The 17,563-nt window shown below is 56.4% G+C and carries 12 protein-coding genes and 1 pseudogene; all 13 read left to right on the top strand.

Annotation, left to right across the window (positions count from 1 at the left end; all coding sequences use genetic code 11):
* Nucleotides 1-8 precede the first annotated feature (8 nt).
* The 13 genes and pseudogenes from ACIP21_RS05900 to ACIP21_RS05840 all read left to right on the top strand — a co-directional run bounded on the left by ACIP21_RS05900 (nt 9) and on the right by ACIP21_RS05840 (nt 17,541).
* Nucleotides 9-1,217, top strand: a complete 1,209-nt coding sequence (locus ACIP21_RS05900; RefSeq protein ID WP_400685095.1) for a flagellar hook-length control protein FliK — start codon at nt 9-11, stop codon at nt 1,215-1,217.
* 702 nt (nt 1,218-1,919) lie between these two features.
* A complete protein-coding gene (locus ACIP21_RS05895; protein ID WP_400685093.1) occupies nt 1,920-2,438 on the top strand; it encodes an Hcp family type VI secretion system effector in 519 nt (172 codons plus the stop codon).
* A gap of 73 nt (nt 2,439-2,511) precedes the next feature.
* Nucleotides 2,512-5,445 (top strand): type VI secretion system tip protein VgrG, encoded by a 2,934-nt coding sequence (locus ACIP21_RS05890; protein ID WP_400685092.1) that lies wholly within the window; start codon nt 2,512-2,514, stop codon nt 5,443-5,445.
* Nucleotides 5,442-10,121, top strand: a complete 4,680-nt coding sequence (locus ACIP21_RS05885; protein ID WP_400685089.1) for an RHS repeat-associated core domain-containing protein — start codon at nt 5,442-5,444, stop codon at nt 10,119-10,121. Before ACIP21_RS05890 ends, ACIP21_RS05885 begins: the two co-directional genes overlap by 4 nt.
* Nucleotides 10,122-10,130: 9 nt before the next feature.
* The gene (locus ACIP21_RS05880; protein ID WP_400685086.1) at nt 10,131-10,532 is read left to right on the top strand and encodes an Imm50 family immunity protein; all 402 of its coding nucleotides are present in this window, start codon (nt 10,131-10,133) and stop codon (nt 10,530-10,532) included.
* A gap of 103 nt (nt 10,533-10,635) precedes the next feature.
* The gene (locus ACIP21_RS05875; protein WP_400685083.1) at nt 10,636-11,262 is read left to right on the top strand and encodes a hypothetical protein; all 627 of its coding nucleotides are present in this window, start codon (nt 10,636-10,638) and stop codon (nt 11,260-11,262) included.
* A gap of 220 nt (nt 11,263-11,482) precedes the next feature.
* Nucleotides 11,483-11,905, top strand: a complete 423-nt coding sequence (locus tag ACIP21_RS05870; RefSeq protein WP_400685081.1) for a hypothetical protein — start codon at nt 11,483-11,485, stop codon at nt 11,903-11,905.
* 192 nt (nt 11,906-12,097) lie between these two features.
* A pseudogene (locus tag ACIP21_RS05865) lies at nt 12,098-13,549 on the top strand (RHS repeat-associated core domain-containing protein); the annotation flags it as partial.
* 382 nt (nt 13,550-13,931) lie between these two features.
* The gene (locus ACIP21_RS05860; RefSeq protein WP_400685079.1) at nt 13,932-14,261 is read left to right on the top strand and encodes a hypothetical protein; all 330 of its coding nucleotides are present in this window, start codon (nt 13,932-13,934) and stop codon (nt 14,259-14,261) included.
* Nucleotides 14,262-14,645: 384 nt separating this feature from the next.
* On the top strand, nt 14,646-15,233 hold the full coding sequence (locus ACIP21_RS05855) for a hypothetical protein (protein WP_400685076.1): 588 nt from the start codon (nt 14,646-14,648) through the stop codon (nt 15,231-15,233).
* Between the two features lie 241 nt (nt 15,234-15,474).
* The gene (locus tag ACIP21_RS05850; protein ID WP_400685074.1) at nt 15,475-15,963 is read left to right on the top strand and encodes a hypothetical protein; all 489 of its coding nucleotides are present in this window, start codon (nt 15,475-15,477) and stop codon (nt 15,961-15,963) included.
* Nucleotides 15,964-16,417: 454 nt separating this feature from the next.
* The gene (locus ACIP21_RS05845) at nt 16,418-16,831 is read left to right on the top strand and encodes a DUF4265 domain-containing protein (RefSeq protein WP_400685071.1); all 414 of its coding nucleotides are present in this window, start codon (nt 16,418-16,420) and stop codon (nt 16,829-16,831) included.
* Nucleotides 16,832-16,950: 119 nt separating this feature from the next.
* Nucleotides 16,951-17,541, top strand: coding sequence for a hypothetical protein (locus ACIP21_RS05840; RefSeq protein WP_400685068.1), 591 nt, complete (start codon nt 16,951-16,953; stop codon nt 17,539-17,541).
* Nucleotides 17,542-17,563 lie beyond the last annotated feature (22 nt).

Below are 17,563 nucleotides of genomic sequence, written 5' to 3'. Positions count from 1 at the left end.
GGTTTTACGTGGACATCATCACAGCCGTTTCCCCAGCGACCCCGGCATTGCCCCAGGTGGCGACCGACGACAGCGCCGTGGCGGGCGAGGCGACGCCGTTCGATGCCGTTTTGCAACAGGTGCAAAGCGCCGAGCCGGTGGCCGACAGCGTACCAGTGGCGCCGGTCGTGACGACGCCGAACCTGGTGACGCTGACTCCATCAGCGCCGGTCGTGGAGCCGCAGCCCACGCTGCCGGCAGCGGACCTCCCCGAGGTCACCAGCGTGCCCGGGCAAGCCGACCCGGAGCCGCTGCCAGCGCCGTTACCGCCCGTGGAGATGGCGGACGTAGCGCCTGCCGAAGACGACGAGCCACTGCCCGTTGTCGCGGTGGCGGAGCAGGTCGTCGAAGGGGAGAGCGACGAGGTGGCGACGGACGACGACCCGGAGCCGGCCAGCGACTCGCTGGAGGCCATCCGGCAACGCCTGGAGCTGATCGATACCGCCGGCCTGATGGCCTCAGGGGCGGTGGCGGTCACGCCGCCCGTAACCTGGGCGCAGACACCGGTGGCGAATGCCGAGCCCGATCTTGAACGCAGCGCCGGCGATGCGCTGGAGCCTGCGGTGGATCTGAGCCTGGCTGTGGATAACCCGGTCGAGACGGCAGTGGTGAGCGAGGTCGCGGTCGAACAGGGCGACAATCAGAAGGCCGACGGGCAGTTCACCCTGACAGCGGACTGGGACTTGAGCGCGTTGCCACCCGCGCCGACGCTGACCTTGGCTGACGGCGGCAGCGACGTTGCACCGGCCCTGGTCGCATCCGCCGTGGGCAGCGATGAGTGGCAGTCCGACCTGGGCCAGCAGGTGCTCGGCATGGTCCGCCGCGGCGGTCGCCAGGTGGATGTGCAGTTGCACCCGGCCGACCTGGGGCCGTTGTCGATCAGCCTGAACGTCAGCGAAAGCGGGGTGCAGGCGCAGTTCCAGTCGGCCCATGCCTCGGTGCGGGCGGCGGTGGAGCAGGCCTTGCCGCAGTTGCAGAGTGCACTGGCGACCCAGGGGCTGACCCTGGGCGAGGCCTCGGTCAATGACGGCGCCTCGCGCCAGGCCATGGGCGAGCAGGCGCCACGGCGAGAGTCGCAGGGCGGCGAGGCGCGGGGGCAGCGGGTGGTGCAGGTGGAGCAGGCGGTTCAGGTGCAGCAGGTCGTCAGTGCCGACGTCTTGGTCGACCTTTATCTTTGACGTGCCCTTCATTACCCACTAACAGGCGACTTGAATCCTCTGTGGGAGCGGGTTCACCCGCGAACACCGGCGCAGCCGGTGCCATCCACCGAGTCGCCTGCTTCGCGGGCAAGCCCGCTCCCACAGTTGAACTTGGTTGCCTTCACGAATGCGGTATTCCGGCACCCATCCCGAAGCCCTGCACAAATCCCAAAGCATCCCGCTTACCCCTGTGGGAGCGGGCTTGCCCGCGAAACAGGCGACTTGAATCTTCTGTGGGAGCGGGTTCACCCGCGAACACCGGCAGAGCCGGTGCCATCCTCAAATGACCGTTCGTCGGAAAAACTGTCTCCGCAAAAGCCCGCTTCTCAGCGCCTCCCGAAATCACCTCTTTTCCGCCCATTTTTACCCACTGACCTCTGAGTCAACTGCGCAAGAAGTTGCGCACTCAAATGTGGATAACTCTGTGCATACATCGCCACAAACCAATAAACCCGCCATGTACAGCCAACTGCGCAACTTTTTGCCACCACTGCGCAAGAAGTTGCGCAACTTTTGAATGGATTTGAAAAGTTGGCACACCCGTTTGAATAGGTGATTTTTCTAACCTATTGAAAATAAACAATAAATTATTTATGGCACGCCTTTTGTAACCCTCCTTGCCCGCCAAATGGCACTTTTCAGCCGATTTTCGGCACCCAAAACCAGCAAGGAGAGCCCTCCATGGCAACACCAGCGTACATGGCCGTCACCGGCGAAAAACAAGGCCTGATCACCGCCGGCGCCTTCACCGCCGACTCCGTGGGCAACACCTACCAGGAAGGCCACGAAGACCAGGTCATGGTCCAGGGCTTCGAACACGAAGTGATCATCCCGCGTGACCCACAGTCCGGCCAGCCAACCGGCCAGCGCGTGCACAAGCCGGTGAAAATCACCAAGGTCTTCGACAAGGCCTCGCCCCTGCTGCTGGCGGCCCTGACCTCCGGCGAGCGCATGACCAAGGTCGAGATCAAGTGGTACCGCACCTCGGCGGCCGGTACTCAAGAGCACTACTACACCACCGTCCTGGAAGACGCGATCATCGTCGACATCAAGGACTACATGCACAACTGCCAAGACCCGGCGAACTCGCACTTCACCCACCTGGAAGACGTGCACTTCACCTACCGCAAGATCACCTGGACCCACGAAGTGTCCGGTACTTCCGGTTCCGACGACTGGCGCGCGCCGGTCGCAGGCTAAGCCTGGACCCCTCCGTCGCCTGCCGCGCCCTGCGCGGCGGGCCTCGTTGTGACTTGAAAAAAGGAGGACAGGGATGTTTGCCGCAGCAAACCAGACCCATTTCAGCTTGCACATCGACGGCCTGGAACATGATTTCCAGGTCCTCGCCTTCGACGGCACGGAAGCCATCAGCCAAGCCTATGCCATCGACCTCGAGCTGGTCAGCGAAAACCCCTCGCTGGACCTGGAAAGCCTGCTGCACAAGCCCGCGTTCCTTCAACTCGGCGATGACGGGCGTGGCCTGCATGGCCTGATCTACCGCGCCGCACAAGGCGAGTCGGGCAAGCGCCTGACCCGCTACCAGGTCACCCTGCGTCCGCAGCTGGCCTACCTGAAACACCGCATCAACCAGCGCATGTTCCAGCACAAGACCGTGCAGGAGATCATCGCCCAGGTGCTCGAGGAGCATGGCATCCTCGCCAACGCCTACCAATTCCAGTTGGGTGCGACGTATCCGCAGCGTGAATATTGCGTGCAGTACGACGAGTCCAATTTGCAGTTCATTCAACGGCTGTGTGAGGAGGAGGGGATTCATTACCACTTCCGGCACAGTGCGGACGGCCACTTGCTGGTGTTCGGGGATGACCAGACGGTGTTCCCGAAGCTGGCGCCGGTGCAGTTCCAGCACGATTCCGGCCTAGTCGCCGATACGCCGATGATCAAGCGCTTTGCGCTGCGTCTGGAGACCCGGACCAGCAGCGTCGCGCGCCGTGACTATGACTTCAAGAAGCCGCTGATTACCCTCGAAGGTGAGGTCGATAGCCACGACGAACCGGCGCTGGAAGACTACGACTACCCCGGCCGTTTTCTCGACCGCACGCGCGGCAAACACCTCGCCAACCGAGCGCTTGAGCGCCATCGCAGCGACTACCGCCAAGCCCAGGGCGACAGTGACCAGCCACTGCTTGCCAGCGGCCACTTCCTGACCCTGGCCAGCCACCCGAACGCCAGCTGGAACGACCTCTGGCTTTTGGTCGAGGTCCGCCACCAGGGCCGCCAACCGCAGGTGCTCGAAGAAGCCATCACCAGCGACGTGGATGCCAAATACGATGGCTTCCAGCAGGGCTACCGCAACTTCTTCGTCGTCACACCCTGGTCGTTCCCCTATCGACCGCCCCTGAACCACCCGAAGCCAAAGGTGCTGGGCGACCAGCGCGCCATCGTCAGCGGGCCGGCCGGCGAAGAGATCTACTGCGACGAATACGGCCGCATCAAGGTCCAGTTCTTCTGGGACCGCGAGGGTCAATCCGACGATAAGTCCAGCGTGTGGATGCGCGTCGCCAGCAGTTGGGCCGGCCAGGGCATCGCCGGCCTGCAACTGCCTCGCGTGGGCATGGAAGTATTGGTCAGCTTCCTCGAAGGCGACCCCGATCAACCGTTGGTGACCGGCTGCCTGTACCACGGTGTGAACATGCCGCACTACAAGCTGCCTGACCTGAAAACCCTCGCCACGATCAAGAGCAAGGAATACAAGGGCAGCCGCGGCAACGAACTGCGCATCGATGACACCACCAGCGAGATCAGCATCGGTCTGCGCAGTGATCACGGCGCCAGCGCCCTGAACCTCGGCTACCTCACGCATCCGCGCCCCTCTGGCGGCGCCCCTCGCGGCGAAGGCTTCGAGCTGCGCACCGACCGCCATGGCGCCATCCGCGCCGCCGGCGGCCTGCTGCTGACCACCGAGCCACGCCCGAACGAAGCCAAGCACCACAAGGACCTGCCGGAAACCGCCGAACGCCTGGCCACCGCCAGCGATCAGCAGGACAGCCTGGCGGAACTGGCCAAGCAGATGCAGGCCCAGGAACCCGGCGACCAGGACCAGGTCGCCAAGGACCTGCACGCCCAGCACCAAGGCATCCTCGGCAGCGGTCCCAGCGACCTCACCAAGAACGAGTTCGCCGAGTTCACCCAGCCGCATCTCGTGGTTTCGAGCCCCGCAGGCATCGCCCTGACCACCCCCGGCCCGAACCACATCACCACCGGCAGCCACCTGGCCCTGAGCAGCACCGGTCATACCAGCCTGTCGATCGGCAAACGCCTGCTGGCCAGTGCCAGCCAGGGCATGCGCCTGTTCGTCCAGAGCCTCGGTTTCCGCCTGGTGGCCGCAGCGGGCGATATCGACTTCCGCGCCCTGAAAGACAACATCAACCTGCTGGCCAAGCTCGACATCACCGCCAACGCCGACCGCATCATCCTCAAGGCCAAGACCGAGCTGGTGGTGCAGGGCGGCGGTAGCGCGACGACGTACAACGCCAGCGGCATCACCCACGTCACCAGCGCCAACTACACCGCCCATGCGGCGCAGTTTTCGCACATCGGCGCGGCGAGCAAGGCAGGGGTGTTCCCCGAGCCGCCCAAGCCGGGTAACGGGGCGCTGGACCTGTTCAACCGCTACAACAACGCCAAGGGCATCAATGCCGGCGATTACGCAGCCACCGATGCCTTGGGCAAGGTGCTCAAGGGCGCACTCGACGGCCAGGGCTTCAATGCCGTCAGCGGTGCGGCGGTTGGCCCGGGTACCGCCAAGTTCGGCCTCGACACCGCCGACTCCTGGAGCATGCCCGCGACCTTCGTGGCCGGCCTGCCCTGGCCCTCGACCGCAGGGGTCAATGAAAGCGAGCCGTCGATGCTTGACGCAATCAAGGACAAGCTGACCCCCGATGCCAGCGGCAACTTCATGCAACAGGCCAAGCAGCTCGCCAGCAGCGGCATGGACATGGCCAAAGAGGGCATGAGCCTGCTCAAGACCGGCCAGAACGCCCTGCAAAGCGCGCAAGAGGTGCAAGGCGCGCTGAAAGGCGGTGTCGCCGGCCTGCCGCAACTGGCCAGCGCTGTCGGCCCGGCCATGCCTGCCGCGTCCGCCGCGCTGGGCCTGCCCAGCCTGCCCACGCTGGCGGAAATCCCGAAACTCCCTGAATTCAAGGCACCAAGCCTTGCCAGCCTGATGCCAAGCGGACTGCTGTCATGACCGAACAAACCACTCCAGAAGGCGGCCGCGAAGTCGCGATCGTCCCACTGACCGACATCCACATCGAAGACGTCGGCCGTGGCGCCGCCGTGTTCGATGCCTGGCTGCGCGACATCAGCGACGGCTACGTCACCCTTGAACGCATCAAGAGCGTCGCCGGCGCCCTGCCGGTGGTGGGCAACATCATCGCCCTGATCGACGCCCTGGGCGACATCGTTACCCTGGCCGAAAGCGAAAAGCCTGAGCCCTGGGACTGGGTGAGCCTGGGCATCAACATGATCGGCGTGGTCCCGATCCCGCCGACCATGGCAGCGGCACGCATGAGCCTGCGGCCGATGCTGTTCATGATCCGCCAGGAAGGCAAACAGATCCTCGGCGACGCGCTGATCGAGATCATCGCCGGCCACCTCAACGCCGACATCGTCGCCAGCCTGGACGACTTCGTCGAACAGGCCGAAGGCAAGCTCAAGGAAACCCTGGCGGCAGCGGGGAGCAAGGCTGAAGAGATCCTCACTGAGATCTGCAAGGGCCTGGATGCACTGGTCGATGGCAAGCTCGGCAGTCAGGATGACCTGGATGATGTGGGCAAGAAGGCCAGCGCGGCCGCCGAGGAGTTGCTGCACAACCCAGGCAAGAGTATCGACAACATCTTTGGCGCGGTCTGGAGCGCTTACAAGGCCGCGGGCAAGGGCATGGCCAACATGGCTGCCAACGCGGTTATCAGCGACGAAGCCAAAGAGTACGCCCACCGCCAGGTGGCCAAGCTGCGGCTGCTGGCACCGCAGGTCAACAGCGAGATCAACAAGCTCGGTGATGGCGGCAATCCGCATTCCATCGAAGCACTGCGCCTGGTGTTGGCCGGGAGTGTGATGTTGTGGCGGGCGCGTAATCCGCAGTTGGTCAACTTCAATATCAAGCCGGGGACGACCAGCAAGGCGGAGCACACGTTGCCCGCTGGCAAGGTCGAGACGTCCAAAGAGCAGGCGCCGGCGAAAGGTTGTGCCGATTGCTTGAAGAACAAAGTACCCGCTGGCACGAAGCGGCAAATCGGTTTCGCCTTGGGCAATGAAACATTGGCACATACCGATTTCAGCCTGCCAGGCCCGTTCCCTGTGCAATGGACCCGAGTCTACAACTCGCGCCTGGGCGAGCTGGACGATAGCAGCCTCGGTGCTCGCTGGCTCACCGAGTTCACTACGTGCATCGATGTGGTGGAAGACGGCCTGCTGTTCCACGACATGGATGGCCGCAGTCACGCGTACCCGCTACCCAAGGTTGGCAAGTCGCACTACGATCCCATCGAGTACAGCTCGCTGGTACGCATGACCGAGACCCAGCTCATCCTCCTGCGCGGAGTCTCGCGTCGCGAGACTTACGAGAGGGTCGGTGATCGTTTCTATCTCGTGCATATCGTGCTGCGCAGCGGCGCGGGTGCAATGCTGCATTACGAGCACAACTACAACGGCCGCCCGGTGCTGTCCGATATCAACACCTATCAGGACAACGACCAGAGCAAAGTCCACCTGCAACTGGGTACCCGGCTCGACGAGCATGGGCATATCCAGGGTCTATGGCAGGTCGTCGACGGCAAGCCGCTGCGTCAGTTGTGCGCGTACCACTACGACGACCAGGGCGACCTGGTGGCAGCTCAGGACGAAAACGGCGCCGCCTGGCATTACCAGTACCAGAACCACCTGATCACCCGTTACACCGACCGTACAGGTCGCGGGATGAACCTGCAGTGGGACGGTTCGAGCCCGAAAGCGAAGGCCATTCGCGAGTGGGGCGACGACGGCAGCTTCGATACACGCCTGGTCTGGGACAAGCACCTGCGGCTGACCACCGTGACCGATGCCCACGGTCAGCAGACCAAGCACTACTACGACATCCTCGGCTACACCTACCGCATCAAGCACCCAGACGGGAACTCCGAGTGGCTGTTCCGCGATCATCGCAAGAACGTGATTCGCCATGTGCACGCCGACGGTAGCCAGGATCGCTACACCTACGATGAGCGCAGCAACCTGTTGCAGCACATCCGTGCCGACCACAGCGTGGTGCATTTTGCCTACGACGATCAGGACCAGCTGATCAAGATTCGCGATGCAGAGGCCGGGCTGTGGCTGCGCGACTACGATGATCGCGGGAATCTTATCGAGACTACGGATCCGCTTGGAAACAAGACCGAGTTTGCCTACACCGCCACAGGGCTGGTCAAGGCGATCAAAGATGCCAACGGTGGCGAGAAAAAACTGGCGTACAACGATGCCGGGCAGTTGCTGGAGTACACCGATTGCTCGGGCAAGACCAGCGTTTGGGAATACAACGCCTTTGGCCAGCTGACTCAGTTCGCCGATGCCATGGGCAACAAGACCGCCTACGAATACAAGGCCGGTCAGCTGTGCAAAGTCACGCTTGCGGACAAGACCGAAGAGCGATTCGACTATGACGCCGAAGGCCGCTTGCTCGCCCATTCCGATGGTCTTGATCGTTGCACCACCTGGTCCTATAGCGCTGCCGGCCTGCTGGCCGAACGCGTTGATGCCAACGAACACGCCCTGCGCTATCGCTGGGACAAACTCGGCCGTCTGATTGGGCTGGAGAACGAGAACGAGAGCAAGGCGACGTTCCTCTACGATCCGGTTGGCCGTCTGTTGCAGGAAACCGGCTTCGACGGGTTGGTGACCCGTTACCAGTACGATCAATACACTGGGCGCCTCGCGTCTACCCAGGTTGGCCAGCGCCGTATCGACGTGCGCTTCGACCGCATGAGCCGCCTGGTTGAGCGTACCGCCCGCCAAGGCGATCAGAGCCAGACCGAAACCTTCTCCTACGATGGTAACGGCAAGCTGATCCAGGCCATCAACGCCGCCAGCAAGTTGCAGTGGTTCCATGATGAGGCGGGCAACCTGACCCGTGAGCATCAGCACTACCTCGCGACCGGTACGCCGATGGTTGCGGTGTGGAAGCATGAATACGACGTCCTCAACCAGCGCGTCTCGACCCTTCGCCCGGATGGGCACAAGGTCAGTTGGTTGACCTATGGCAGCGGTCACCTGCTCGGCATGACGCTCGACCATCACGAGATGCTGGCCTACGAGCGTGATGACCTGCACCGAGAGGTTGTGCGGCATCAGGGTAACAAGCTGATGCAGACACAGGCCTGGGACCCTGTCGGGCGCCTGCAGGAGCAGTGGCTGGGCAGCCACGACGGCCAATCCACCGTGCTCAAGCGACAATACCGTTACGACGCTGCGGGCCAGCTGGCCAACATCCACGACACTCGTCGCGGCCAGTTGGAGTACCAGTACGATCCGGTGGGTCGACTGCTGCAAGCGACCAGCCGCCTGGGTGTCGAGACCTTTGCCTTCGACCCCGCTGGTAACCTGCTGGACCAGAAGACCCAGGAACTCAACCGCCCGCTGGAAGCGGACCCACGTCGCAACAAGTTGATGGACAACCTGCTGCGCGAGTATGCCGGTACCCATTACAAGTACGACGAACGTGGCAACCTGGTACATCGCCTGCAAAACGGCTCGCACGCACACTTCACTTGGGATCTGTTCGACCGGCTGGCCAGTTACAACGACGACAAGCTCAAGGTCGATTTCGGCTACGACGCCTTGGGTCGGCGTTTGTACAAGAACTCGGTCGCGCATTACTGGGATAGACCTGAAGCGGGTACTGGCTGGAACCAGATGCAGCGTGCGAAGCGCCAGCGTGAGCTGGAATGTGGCTTCACCCTGTTTGGTTGGGACGGAGACACCTTGGCGTGGGAAAGCTCACCGCCGCGGGATGACGGCGATACTGGCCGAACCGTGCACTACCTGTACGAACCGGGCAGCTTCGTGCCGGTGGCACAAGCGCTGCGCAAGCGCCCGATAGTGCTGCACAAACAGCCGGATTGGAGCCAGCGGGAGTACGATTTCGATCAGGATCCGCTGTGGCAGACGCAGATGACCGCGCAGGCCTTCGATGCGATTGCCTGGTATCACTGCGATCATCTCGGAACGCCGACAGCGCTCACCGATGAGCATGGAAACATTGCGTGGGCAGCTCAGTACAAGGCGTGGGGTGATGTACGAGAGGAGTGTTCAGAAGGGCGTCAGAAGGGCATAAAAAACTCAATCCGGTTTCAGGGGCAGTATGAAGACTATGAGACGGGGCTGCATTACAACCGCTATAGGTACTATGATCCGAGGGCTGGGCGTTTTATAGGTTTGGACCCGATCAGCTATTCTGGCGGGCTAAACCTTTATGCGTATGCGAACAACCCAATTGAGTGGGTTGACCCGCTTGGGTTAACCAGGTGTCCACCTGATAGTGACACAACCTACGAGGGTGTGAGTCGTAGGGATGCATTCAGACAGGCAAAACGGGATGCAGGCGTTCCTGGAAATCAACAACCTTTTGAATTAAGCAGAACAGTTTTACGCTCGGGTATAAGCGGGAAAGTAAGGGACAGTAATGGAGTTCCAATAGAGACCCGGCAGTATCACTTTACGAATACGGATGGCAGCGTTGTGGTACTCCAGGAACATAGCTTAGGGCATGCTAAAGCAATGCCAAAACATGGCGCTGAACCTCACTTCAATGTCAGGCCGGTAGATGAAAAGGGAAATGTTATAGAAAATGGTAGCGTTCCCGGAACTCATGGTCATTATAATTTCCCTTGAGGTGTTTGCATGTGGCTAGATTATGCTTTTAATAAGGGCAAAGTAGATCATATGTTTGGCGGCGCTCTAGATTTGGATGAAGTTGAGCTGGAAAGATTTGGCTTCAACAGTACCACGTCGGTGAGTTTTACCTTTGTGATTAAAGGGTTGCCTGAGAAATATCCCGAAAAATGGAAAAATAAGGGATACAACGCAATGAGTATCTCGCTGGAATTCTGTGAAATTGAAAGTTTAAAAGTTGATGTCTCCGGCTTAGGTTTTCAATGCAGTCCAAAAATTGATGCGTCCTCTGAGAAGGCAGTTATTTTAATTCGAGGAGATAAGTTTTCGATTGTTTGTGAGTCAGCATTTATAAATATTGAAGGCTTTACGCCATACATAGATTTGCGATGGGGTAGTGGGCTCGCCTGATTCGATGATTTATTATGGAGGTTGGATCTGGGGATGACCTGTTAGGTGCGACCTCGTTTCTATCTGAGACGAAGGTTGCGCCGTTTGGTATAAGGGATGCTTTATGAGTGAATTGTCAGGAATTATCTATTGCCAAGCAGCTTTCAGAGAGTTTAAGAAAGGTACTAGTGAAAGCATAAGTAAAATTCCTGCGCGCGATGATGATGTTTTTTTACTTGTCACTGCGAGAGGGTCGGGTCCGGAAATCGGGTTCGATATCAGCGCGGTTACGGAGAGAACTATACGCGAATTCGCGAGTGCTTGTTACTCATCTGGCCAATCGGGGGTGGTGTTTAGGTCAGGAGAGTGCCGCGGAAAATCCATTCCCATGTTTTTGTTCAAAGATAATAAAGGAGGGTTTTCTCGCCTTGTAGATGAGCATGATGAGTATGTCTTGAAAATGAAGAAATTCAAGGTGGTGTCTAAGTACAGAGAAATGGAAATGCCAAAGCCTAGCAGGCTTTCGGCGTTTCTTGATGGTCCACAAAGAAGAATTGACGATGATTTATATGTTGACCTTATTGAGGGTTGTGATTATGTCTGTATTCGCAACATTGCTGGGGAATTTGGATGGGCTGCATTTACTGCTTTCGCCAAAGATTCTGAGATTCTAATTGCTAAACTTCAAGAGTTGTCAGGTGGAAAGAGGCCGGTAAGACTTCGATCTATGGATGAGATGCCTCGCTGGTGAGATGTCTCGGAGGGAATACCTGTTTGAAGGCTATCTTGACAATGTTCCCTCAGTCAGCATATTTCGACCATTCGCACGGATGGACATAAAATCATTTGGCTGACCTATGGCAGTCGTCACTCGCTGGCTGGGCTCCCTGTTATGTCTATCAGGCATCAGGAAAGCCAAGAACAAGATGACAAATTTTCCTTGATGAAATTTCAGCTGTCAGGTGGTGATTATGTCGATTCATCCGCTTAGTCATGCTCATGAAGTATTGAGGGCAGCAAAGGCTGTAGGTGTAGAAGCCTATCTTCTTCAAGAGTATATTGCGGCACAGTATATAGCTGCTGTACTAGCGAGGTATAAACCTTGGAAGGCAGCGGGGCATTTGAGTATAGGTGAGAGTTCCCGTACGATGCCAACTGATGAAAATGAATTTGGTTTCTCTCGTTCATTTAGGGGTAAGCCGGGTTATTTGTTCTTTGAACAGGATAGTAGAAATAAAAATACGGTGGTGGTGATCAGTGATGCTCGGGAGCTTTCGAGAATAATGGAAGAGTGCTATGGGATGGAATATTTTTTTTCCGATGAAGAGGGGGTTTTTCTAGTGGCAGTGAATTGGTATGTCATCGAATTCACAGAAGATGCATTTGTTAACTAATTTGTATATGGGTGTTTTTAAAAGATCTTGGTGATTACACGTTGTTGAGTTGATGGGTGTATGAATAATGTTTCGTGGTGGTTTTGTGTTTAGAGTGTTGCCTGCTGTTGCAAGTTAGGAAGATTAGTTTGAGCGTGATGTTTACGGCGTAAGCCGGGTAAAGAAGTGTTGAGTAAGCAGGCCAATCAACTAGCCATCCACGTCGCCAGCAAGTTGCAGTGGTTCCATGATGAGGTGGGCAACCCGACCCGAAAACATCAGCACTATTTGGCCACCGACACGCCGATGGCCGCAGTGTGGCAGCATGAGTACGACACGCTCAGTCAGCGTGTCTCGACCATACGCCCGGATGGGCACAAGGTCAGTTGGTTGAACTATGGCAGCGGCCACTTGCTGGGCATGACACTCGATCACCACGAGATGCTCGCCTACGAGCGTGATGACCTGCACCGTGAGGTTGTGCGGCACCAAGGCAACAAGCTCATGCAGACCCAGGCCTGGGATCCAGCCGGGCGTTTGCAGGAGCAGTGGTTGGGTAGCCATGACGGTCAGTCCACGTTGCTCAAGCGTCAATACCGGTACGACGCTGCGGGCGAGTTGACCAATATCCACGACACTCGTCGCGGCCAGCTGGAGTATCAGTACGACCCAGTGGGCCGCTTGCTCCAGGCCACCAGCCGTTTGGGTGTCGAGACGTTCGCCTTCGACCCGGCCGGTAACCTGCTGGACCAGAAAACCCAAGAGCTGAACCGCCCACTGGAGGCCAACCCACGTCGCAACAAGCTGATGGACAACCTGCTGCGCGAGTACGCCGGCACCCATTACAAGTACGACGAGCGTGGCAACCTAGTGCACCGCCTGCACAACGGCTCGCACGCTCACTTCACCTGGGATTTGTTTGACCGGTTGGCTAGTTACAACGACGACAAGCTCAAGGTCGATTTCGGCTACGACGCCTTGGGGCGGCGTCTGTACAAGAACTCGGTCGCGCACTATTGGGATCGACCGGAAGCGGGTACTGGCTGGAACCAGATGCAGCGTGCGAAGCGCCAGCGTGAGCTGGAATGTGGCTTCACGCTGTTTGGCTGGGACGGCGATAACCTGGCGTGGGAAAGCTCACCGCCGCGGGATGACGGCGATACCGGGCGTACCGTGCACTACCTGTACGAACCAGGCCGCTTCGTGCCGGTGGCGCAGGCTTTGCGCAAGCGCCCGATCGTGCTGCACAAGCAGCCGGATTGGAGTCAGCGGGAATACGATTTCGATCAGGATCCGCTGTGGCAGACGCAGATGAACGCGCAGGACTTCGACGCGATTGCCTGGTACCAGTGCGATCACCTGGGCACGCCGATGGAGCTGACTGACGAGCAGGGCAATATCGCTTGGGCAGGCCAGTACAAGGCGTGGGGCGAGGTGCGTGAAGAACGTTCGGAATGGGCGCGTCAGCAGGGGCTGAGTAACCCGCTCCGCTTCCTTGGCCAATTCTATGATCATGAAACAGGTTTGCACTACAATCGATATCGTTACTACGAGCCAGGAGTAGGACGGTTCATTAGCCGGGATCCTATAGGGTTCGCTGGCGGCTCAAATATTTACCAGTATGCAGTGAATCCAATCAGTTGGACCGACGCGTTTGGTCTTAGTGCGAGCAATATATTTATTCACTACACTGATGAAAAAAGCTTAAAAAGCATTATGGGTTCAGGTGTTATTAAACCTAATAGCCAAGGGAAAGTGTATGTGACGGACACTCTGATGGCTCCCGAGGATGTGGCAAGTAATATTTTCATTAATGATGTTAGGCACGTCGGTCGTGAAGAGTATGCCGTCGTTTTCAAGGCGAACTCGGTTCAAATGGCTAATATTGAAAAGGATAGCCATTATGAGTATGTTCACAAGGGGCCTTTGAAGTTGGGGGAAGTTGTCCATGCAGGGAAAAATCCTTATGGTACTATGAGCGAGATTCCGTATGAGCAGCGTCTTGAAATGACAAATTCTCAAATTGCGACCCGAAGAGGTAAAGGCTGTGAATAAGACTTCAGAAAGGCAAGTAATGCTAAGTCAGGGAGAAATTATTGCTCTAAAAAAGGCTATCGCTTATTTGAAGTTTGAATGCGAGGAGGTAGGGTCTCTCATATTTTGTGGGAGTCCATTAATTAACTCCGCATTTGATAAGCTTATTGCGAGCAGTGATATCAAAGGTGAGGATGTTTTTTACAATAGAAAAAATCCGAGCGCCGAAAGGCGTATGCTAAAAAAGCTAAATGAAGAATTTAAGCACGAAGGTAGTGGTGAGATTGAACAAATTGAGCAGCTAGAGCACTCTGAGGTCTATATGCATCCATTTAAGGTGTGAAATGTTGGTGCGTGCTTGAGTTGTAAAGTCATTTTGACGTGTTATTGGACGAGTGTTGCACTCGTCCAGATTTAAATGAAGGGTTAAGTATAAATAAATTTCATGCTCTAGCTTCCTCGAAGGCGATTCTGATCAGCCCTTGGTGACCGGTTGAAGGCAAGCCTCTACGCCAGTTGTGCGCGTACCACTACGACGACTAGGGCGACCTGGTGGCGGCTCAGGACGAAAGCAAATAATTTGGATAAGTTTCTTCTTGATCTTGAGAGCAGTATTGTCACTGAGGGTCAGCTCGCCTTCAAGTCTAATATCCAGGAGGAACCTGCTGGTGAAAATGCTCGATGATTTTTGAGCTCACGTTTCCCAAATGAACAGGAGGTCAGGAGGATGATTGGATTAAATGACTCGATTGAAGAGCTAAAAACCATTCATGCAAAATATGGCGTCGCAGGAAAGTTTAATGCGAAGTGTGATGCTTGGCCACATGAGCTCCCTTCATCCACTGAGCTTGATTCTCTTTACACCCTAAGCGAACCGTCAGATGTAAAATTCGAAACGGGTCTTACGCCGTTGAAACTATTTTCAATCAGTATCTTGCGCAATGCACAAGTTGGATATCGTTGGGTAAACCAGTATGGGATAAAGTTGGAAAACGAAGCATGGTCGAAAAGCTACGTTGTTATTATGGATGATAATGGCGGAGGAAAACCAATCATTGCTGTCTGCAACGAGGAAAACACCCCGATCTTTGCCAGCTATGATGCAGTTGCGCCATTCAAGATTGCGTCATCACTTGCTGATTTTTTAATGGCACTTGCAAAAACCATTGATATCATTTATGGCGAGTTTCATATATTTGATGTGTCCGACGACGATGGAGTCTCTGAGGATTTCTTAGCTCGTATGCAAGAGCGTGTGATGCCGATTTTAGGCAAGGAAAATTTTGAAAGGTATATCGACTACTTTTATGGTTAAAAAATTGATGGCTAATTTTAAGGCTTGGTTGCTTATAGCGTCCAGGGTGGAGTCGTAATAAGTAATTAGGCACTTTTTAGCTGGTCTAAAAATATCTGGACGTCTTCGTGGGAGACGACGCCAGTTCCTATAATGATCTTTGTTAATAGTATAAGTGCATTGATTCGCAGTGGCCACTGGGAGGAGCGAGCCTTGCTACCCTAGGAAACAGACTCCGACGAAGATAAGGTGAGGCTATCTTATGATGGAAGAAATCAAGTCAAATCTATCAGCGATTTCAGGGAAAGGTGCAAAAAAGAAGATATTGGCTGAGGCCAAAAGATATGATGATATCATTTCGAGCTATTCTGAAATCCCTGATTCGTGCTTCAGTCTGTGGCTAGATATTTTTTCAACTGCGGATCTTTATAACAAGCCGGGCATGCATATATTTTATCTGAATCTACAGGTTTGTATGTATGCTGTTACGCGCGAGCAGAAAAATAAAGCACTGAAAGTTTTGAGATCAAATTACCAGAACTACGCAGTAATAGAGACTTGCTGGCACGTGGGGGACTTAATCGCTCGATGCTATGACATTAATGATGCCGTAAGGTTTTTTGAGGACTTATTTCCTCTTTCGACACCCGAGGGGAGGGAAGGGGTGGCGTTGGGGCTCGATGTGATTCGCATGCAAAAGAAAGATCCGGATTTCAAGGGCGTAATTGCAAGAATTTTGAGTAGCGGTTGAATTGGAGAGGGATGATGATGGCGAGAGAACGTGAGTGAATAGTGGCCAGGCAGATGTCTGTAAATGTTACGGTGTCACACCTAGGGCGCCCGAAGACCGAGTAGCTGTAGCGCTCCATACGCTAAGCGATTCTCCGATTTATGGTACTCGCATTCGAGATGCGAAAAATGGCGAAATTAGTTGGTTTTTTTACTGTGGAAATTTTTCAGAAGCCGATGATTTTTTTCAGCCGCTTCATACTGATCACCTGGTAGAGGACTTTCCAGAAGTGGTGAAGTATTTGTACCTTCCTGAGGGCTCTAACTTCATCATTGACAGGAACGGTTACGAAGATGTCTGGTTCGATTAACTGACTCTAATAGTGGCGCAGGCTGGACGAGGGGACGCTTGTCCTGTTGCCGCGCTTTAGGGCCCATAGTGGAGTAACCAGCGTCCAAGATGAGCGAGGCAGTCAATGGATCACTATGAGAAAATCGTGTTCAAACTGACCCAGGATGAGGACGGATATCCTGGAGTGTCGTTCGAGTCCGTCTGGGGAGTCCAGGTCGGGCCGAACCAGTACAAGGTGGATAACGTGCCTGTATACGTCTATGGCGTGAGCAAAGGGGACGTAGTGAAGATTGAGCAGGTAGATGGGGAGTCCGTCGTCACTGATCTGTTGTATCGGAGTGGCCATTATACGTTGAGGGTCTTCGTCGAGGATCAAGACCTAAAGGCTCAAGTGGTGAAGGACATCACCGCCCGCGGCGGTCGCTGCTCGGTCAGTTCGGCTTTTTCGCTGTTCTCCGTGGATCTGCCTCCCGAGGTGGATTTCCAAGCAGTCGACAGTTACCTGAATGCACTCGCTGATGGCGATACCTTTGCCTAGGAAGACGGCTGCTTGCAGCATCCGGGTATCGATGCCCAGCGGATGGCGGAGTTGATGGTCCTGGAAACAATCGGCGCTCGCCAGTGAGCGCCTCAGTCAGATAGTCAGGAAGAATGCAGATGTACAAGGAGTTGGTGTTCACCACAGCATCACCTACCGCCGAAGATGGATACGCCGGCGGCGGCGCGTATCTGCCAGCGCACATGCCTTGGCCTAGCTCCGCCGATGGCACGCCACTGGTTCACCTGCTGGCCCTTCCAGCCCGATGGCTCGGTGCCCATGAAGCGGCACGCTGGATTTCGGTTTTCATCCCGTACACGCCGGGCGACGTGGGCCACTATCGGTCATTACGGCTCAAGGATGGCGGCTCGCAGGCCGTTGTGCTGAGCTACCTGCGCCAGCCTGACCTGCGTGATGAAGCGCCTGGGAAAATAATCGGCTGCGGTCGCGTGGCGATCTTGTTGGCCGACGATGAGGATGATGACGAAAACCTCGCTTCCAAGCTGGAGGGGGTCGATGCCTGGCTGCAGGCACCTCTGCGCCTGGCAAACGCCAGGCGTCGTGTGTCGATCTATGGTGCAGAGCTGGACAACGCTTTGCCCGGCAACAAAGGTGTGCTGTCCGATGGAATGGGCTATCTCCTGCTCAGTGATGGTTTCATTGCGGGTGAGGCTGATGAGGCAGCTGGCTTCTTCCTGCAACTTGGATAATTAAGATTGGCGCTAGTTTGAA

Source organism: Pseudomonas sp. NPDC089401 (assembly GCF_044749485.1).
GTDB lineage: Bacteria > Pseudomonadota > Gammaproteobacteria > Pseudomonadales > Pseudomonadaceae > Aquipseudomonas.
This window is presented reverse-complemented; position numbering and strand designations above follow the sequence as displayed.

Coding starts and splice junctions, on each gene's coding strand:
- ACIP21_RS05855 (WP_400685076.1), top strand. CDS start 14,646: ATGATTGGATTAAATGACTCGATTGAAGAGCTAAAAACCATTCATGCA.
- ACIP21_RS05895 (WP_400685093.1), top strand. CDS start 1,920: ATGGCAACACCAGCGTACATGGCCGTCACCGGCGAAAAACAAGGCCTG.
- ACIP21_RS05880 (WP_400685086.1), top strand. CDS start 10,131: ATGTGGCTAGATTATGCTTTTAATAAGGGCAAAGTAGATCATATGTTT.
- ACIP21_RS05875 (WP_400685083.1), top strand. CDS start 10,636: ATGAGTGAATTGTCAGGAATTATCTATTGCCAAGCAGCTTTCAGAGAG.
- ACIP21_RS05890 (WP_400685092.1), top strand. CDS start 2,512: ATGTTTGCCGCAGCAAACCAGACCCATTTCAGCTTGCACATCGACGGC.
- ACIP21_RS05840 (WP_400685068.1), top strand. CDS start 16,951: ATGTACAAGGAGTTGGTGTTCACCACAGCATCACCTACCGCCGAAGAT.
- ACIP21_RS05850 (WP_400685074.1), top strand. CDS start 15,475: ATGATGGAAGAAATCAAGTCAAATCTATCAGCGATTTCAGGGAAAGGT.
- ACIP21_RS05845 (WP_400685071.1), top strand. CDS start 16,418: ATGGATCACTATGAGAAAATCGTGTTCAAACTGACCCAGGATGAGGAC.
- ACIP21_RS05885 (WP_400685089.1), top strand. CDS start 5,442: ATGACCGAACAAACCACTCCAGAAGGCGGCCGCGAAGTCGCGATCGTC.
- ACIP21_RS05870 (WP_400685081.1), top strand. CDS start 11,483: ATGTCGATTCATCCGCTTAGTCATGCTCATGAAGTATTGAGGGCAGCA.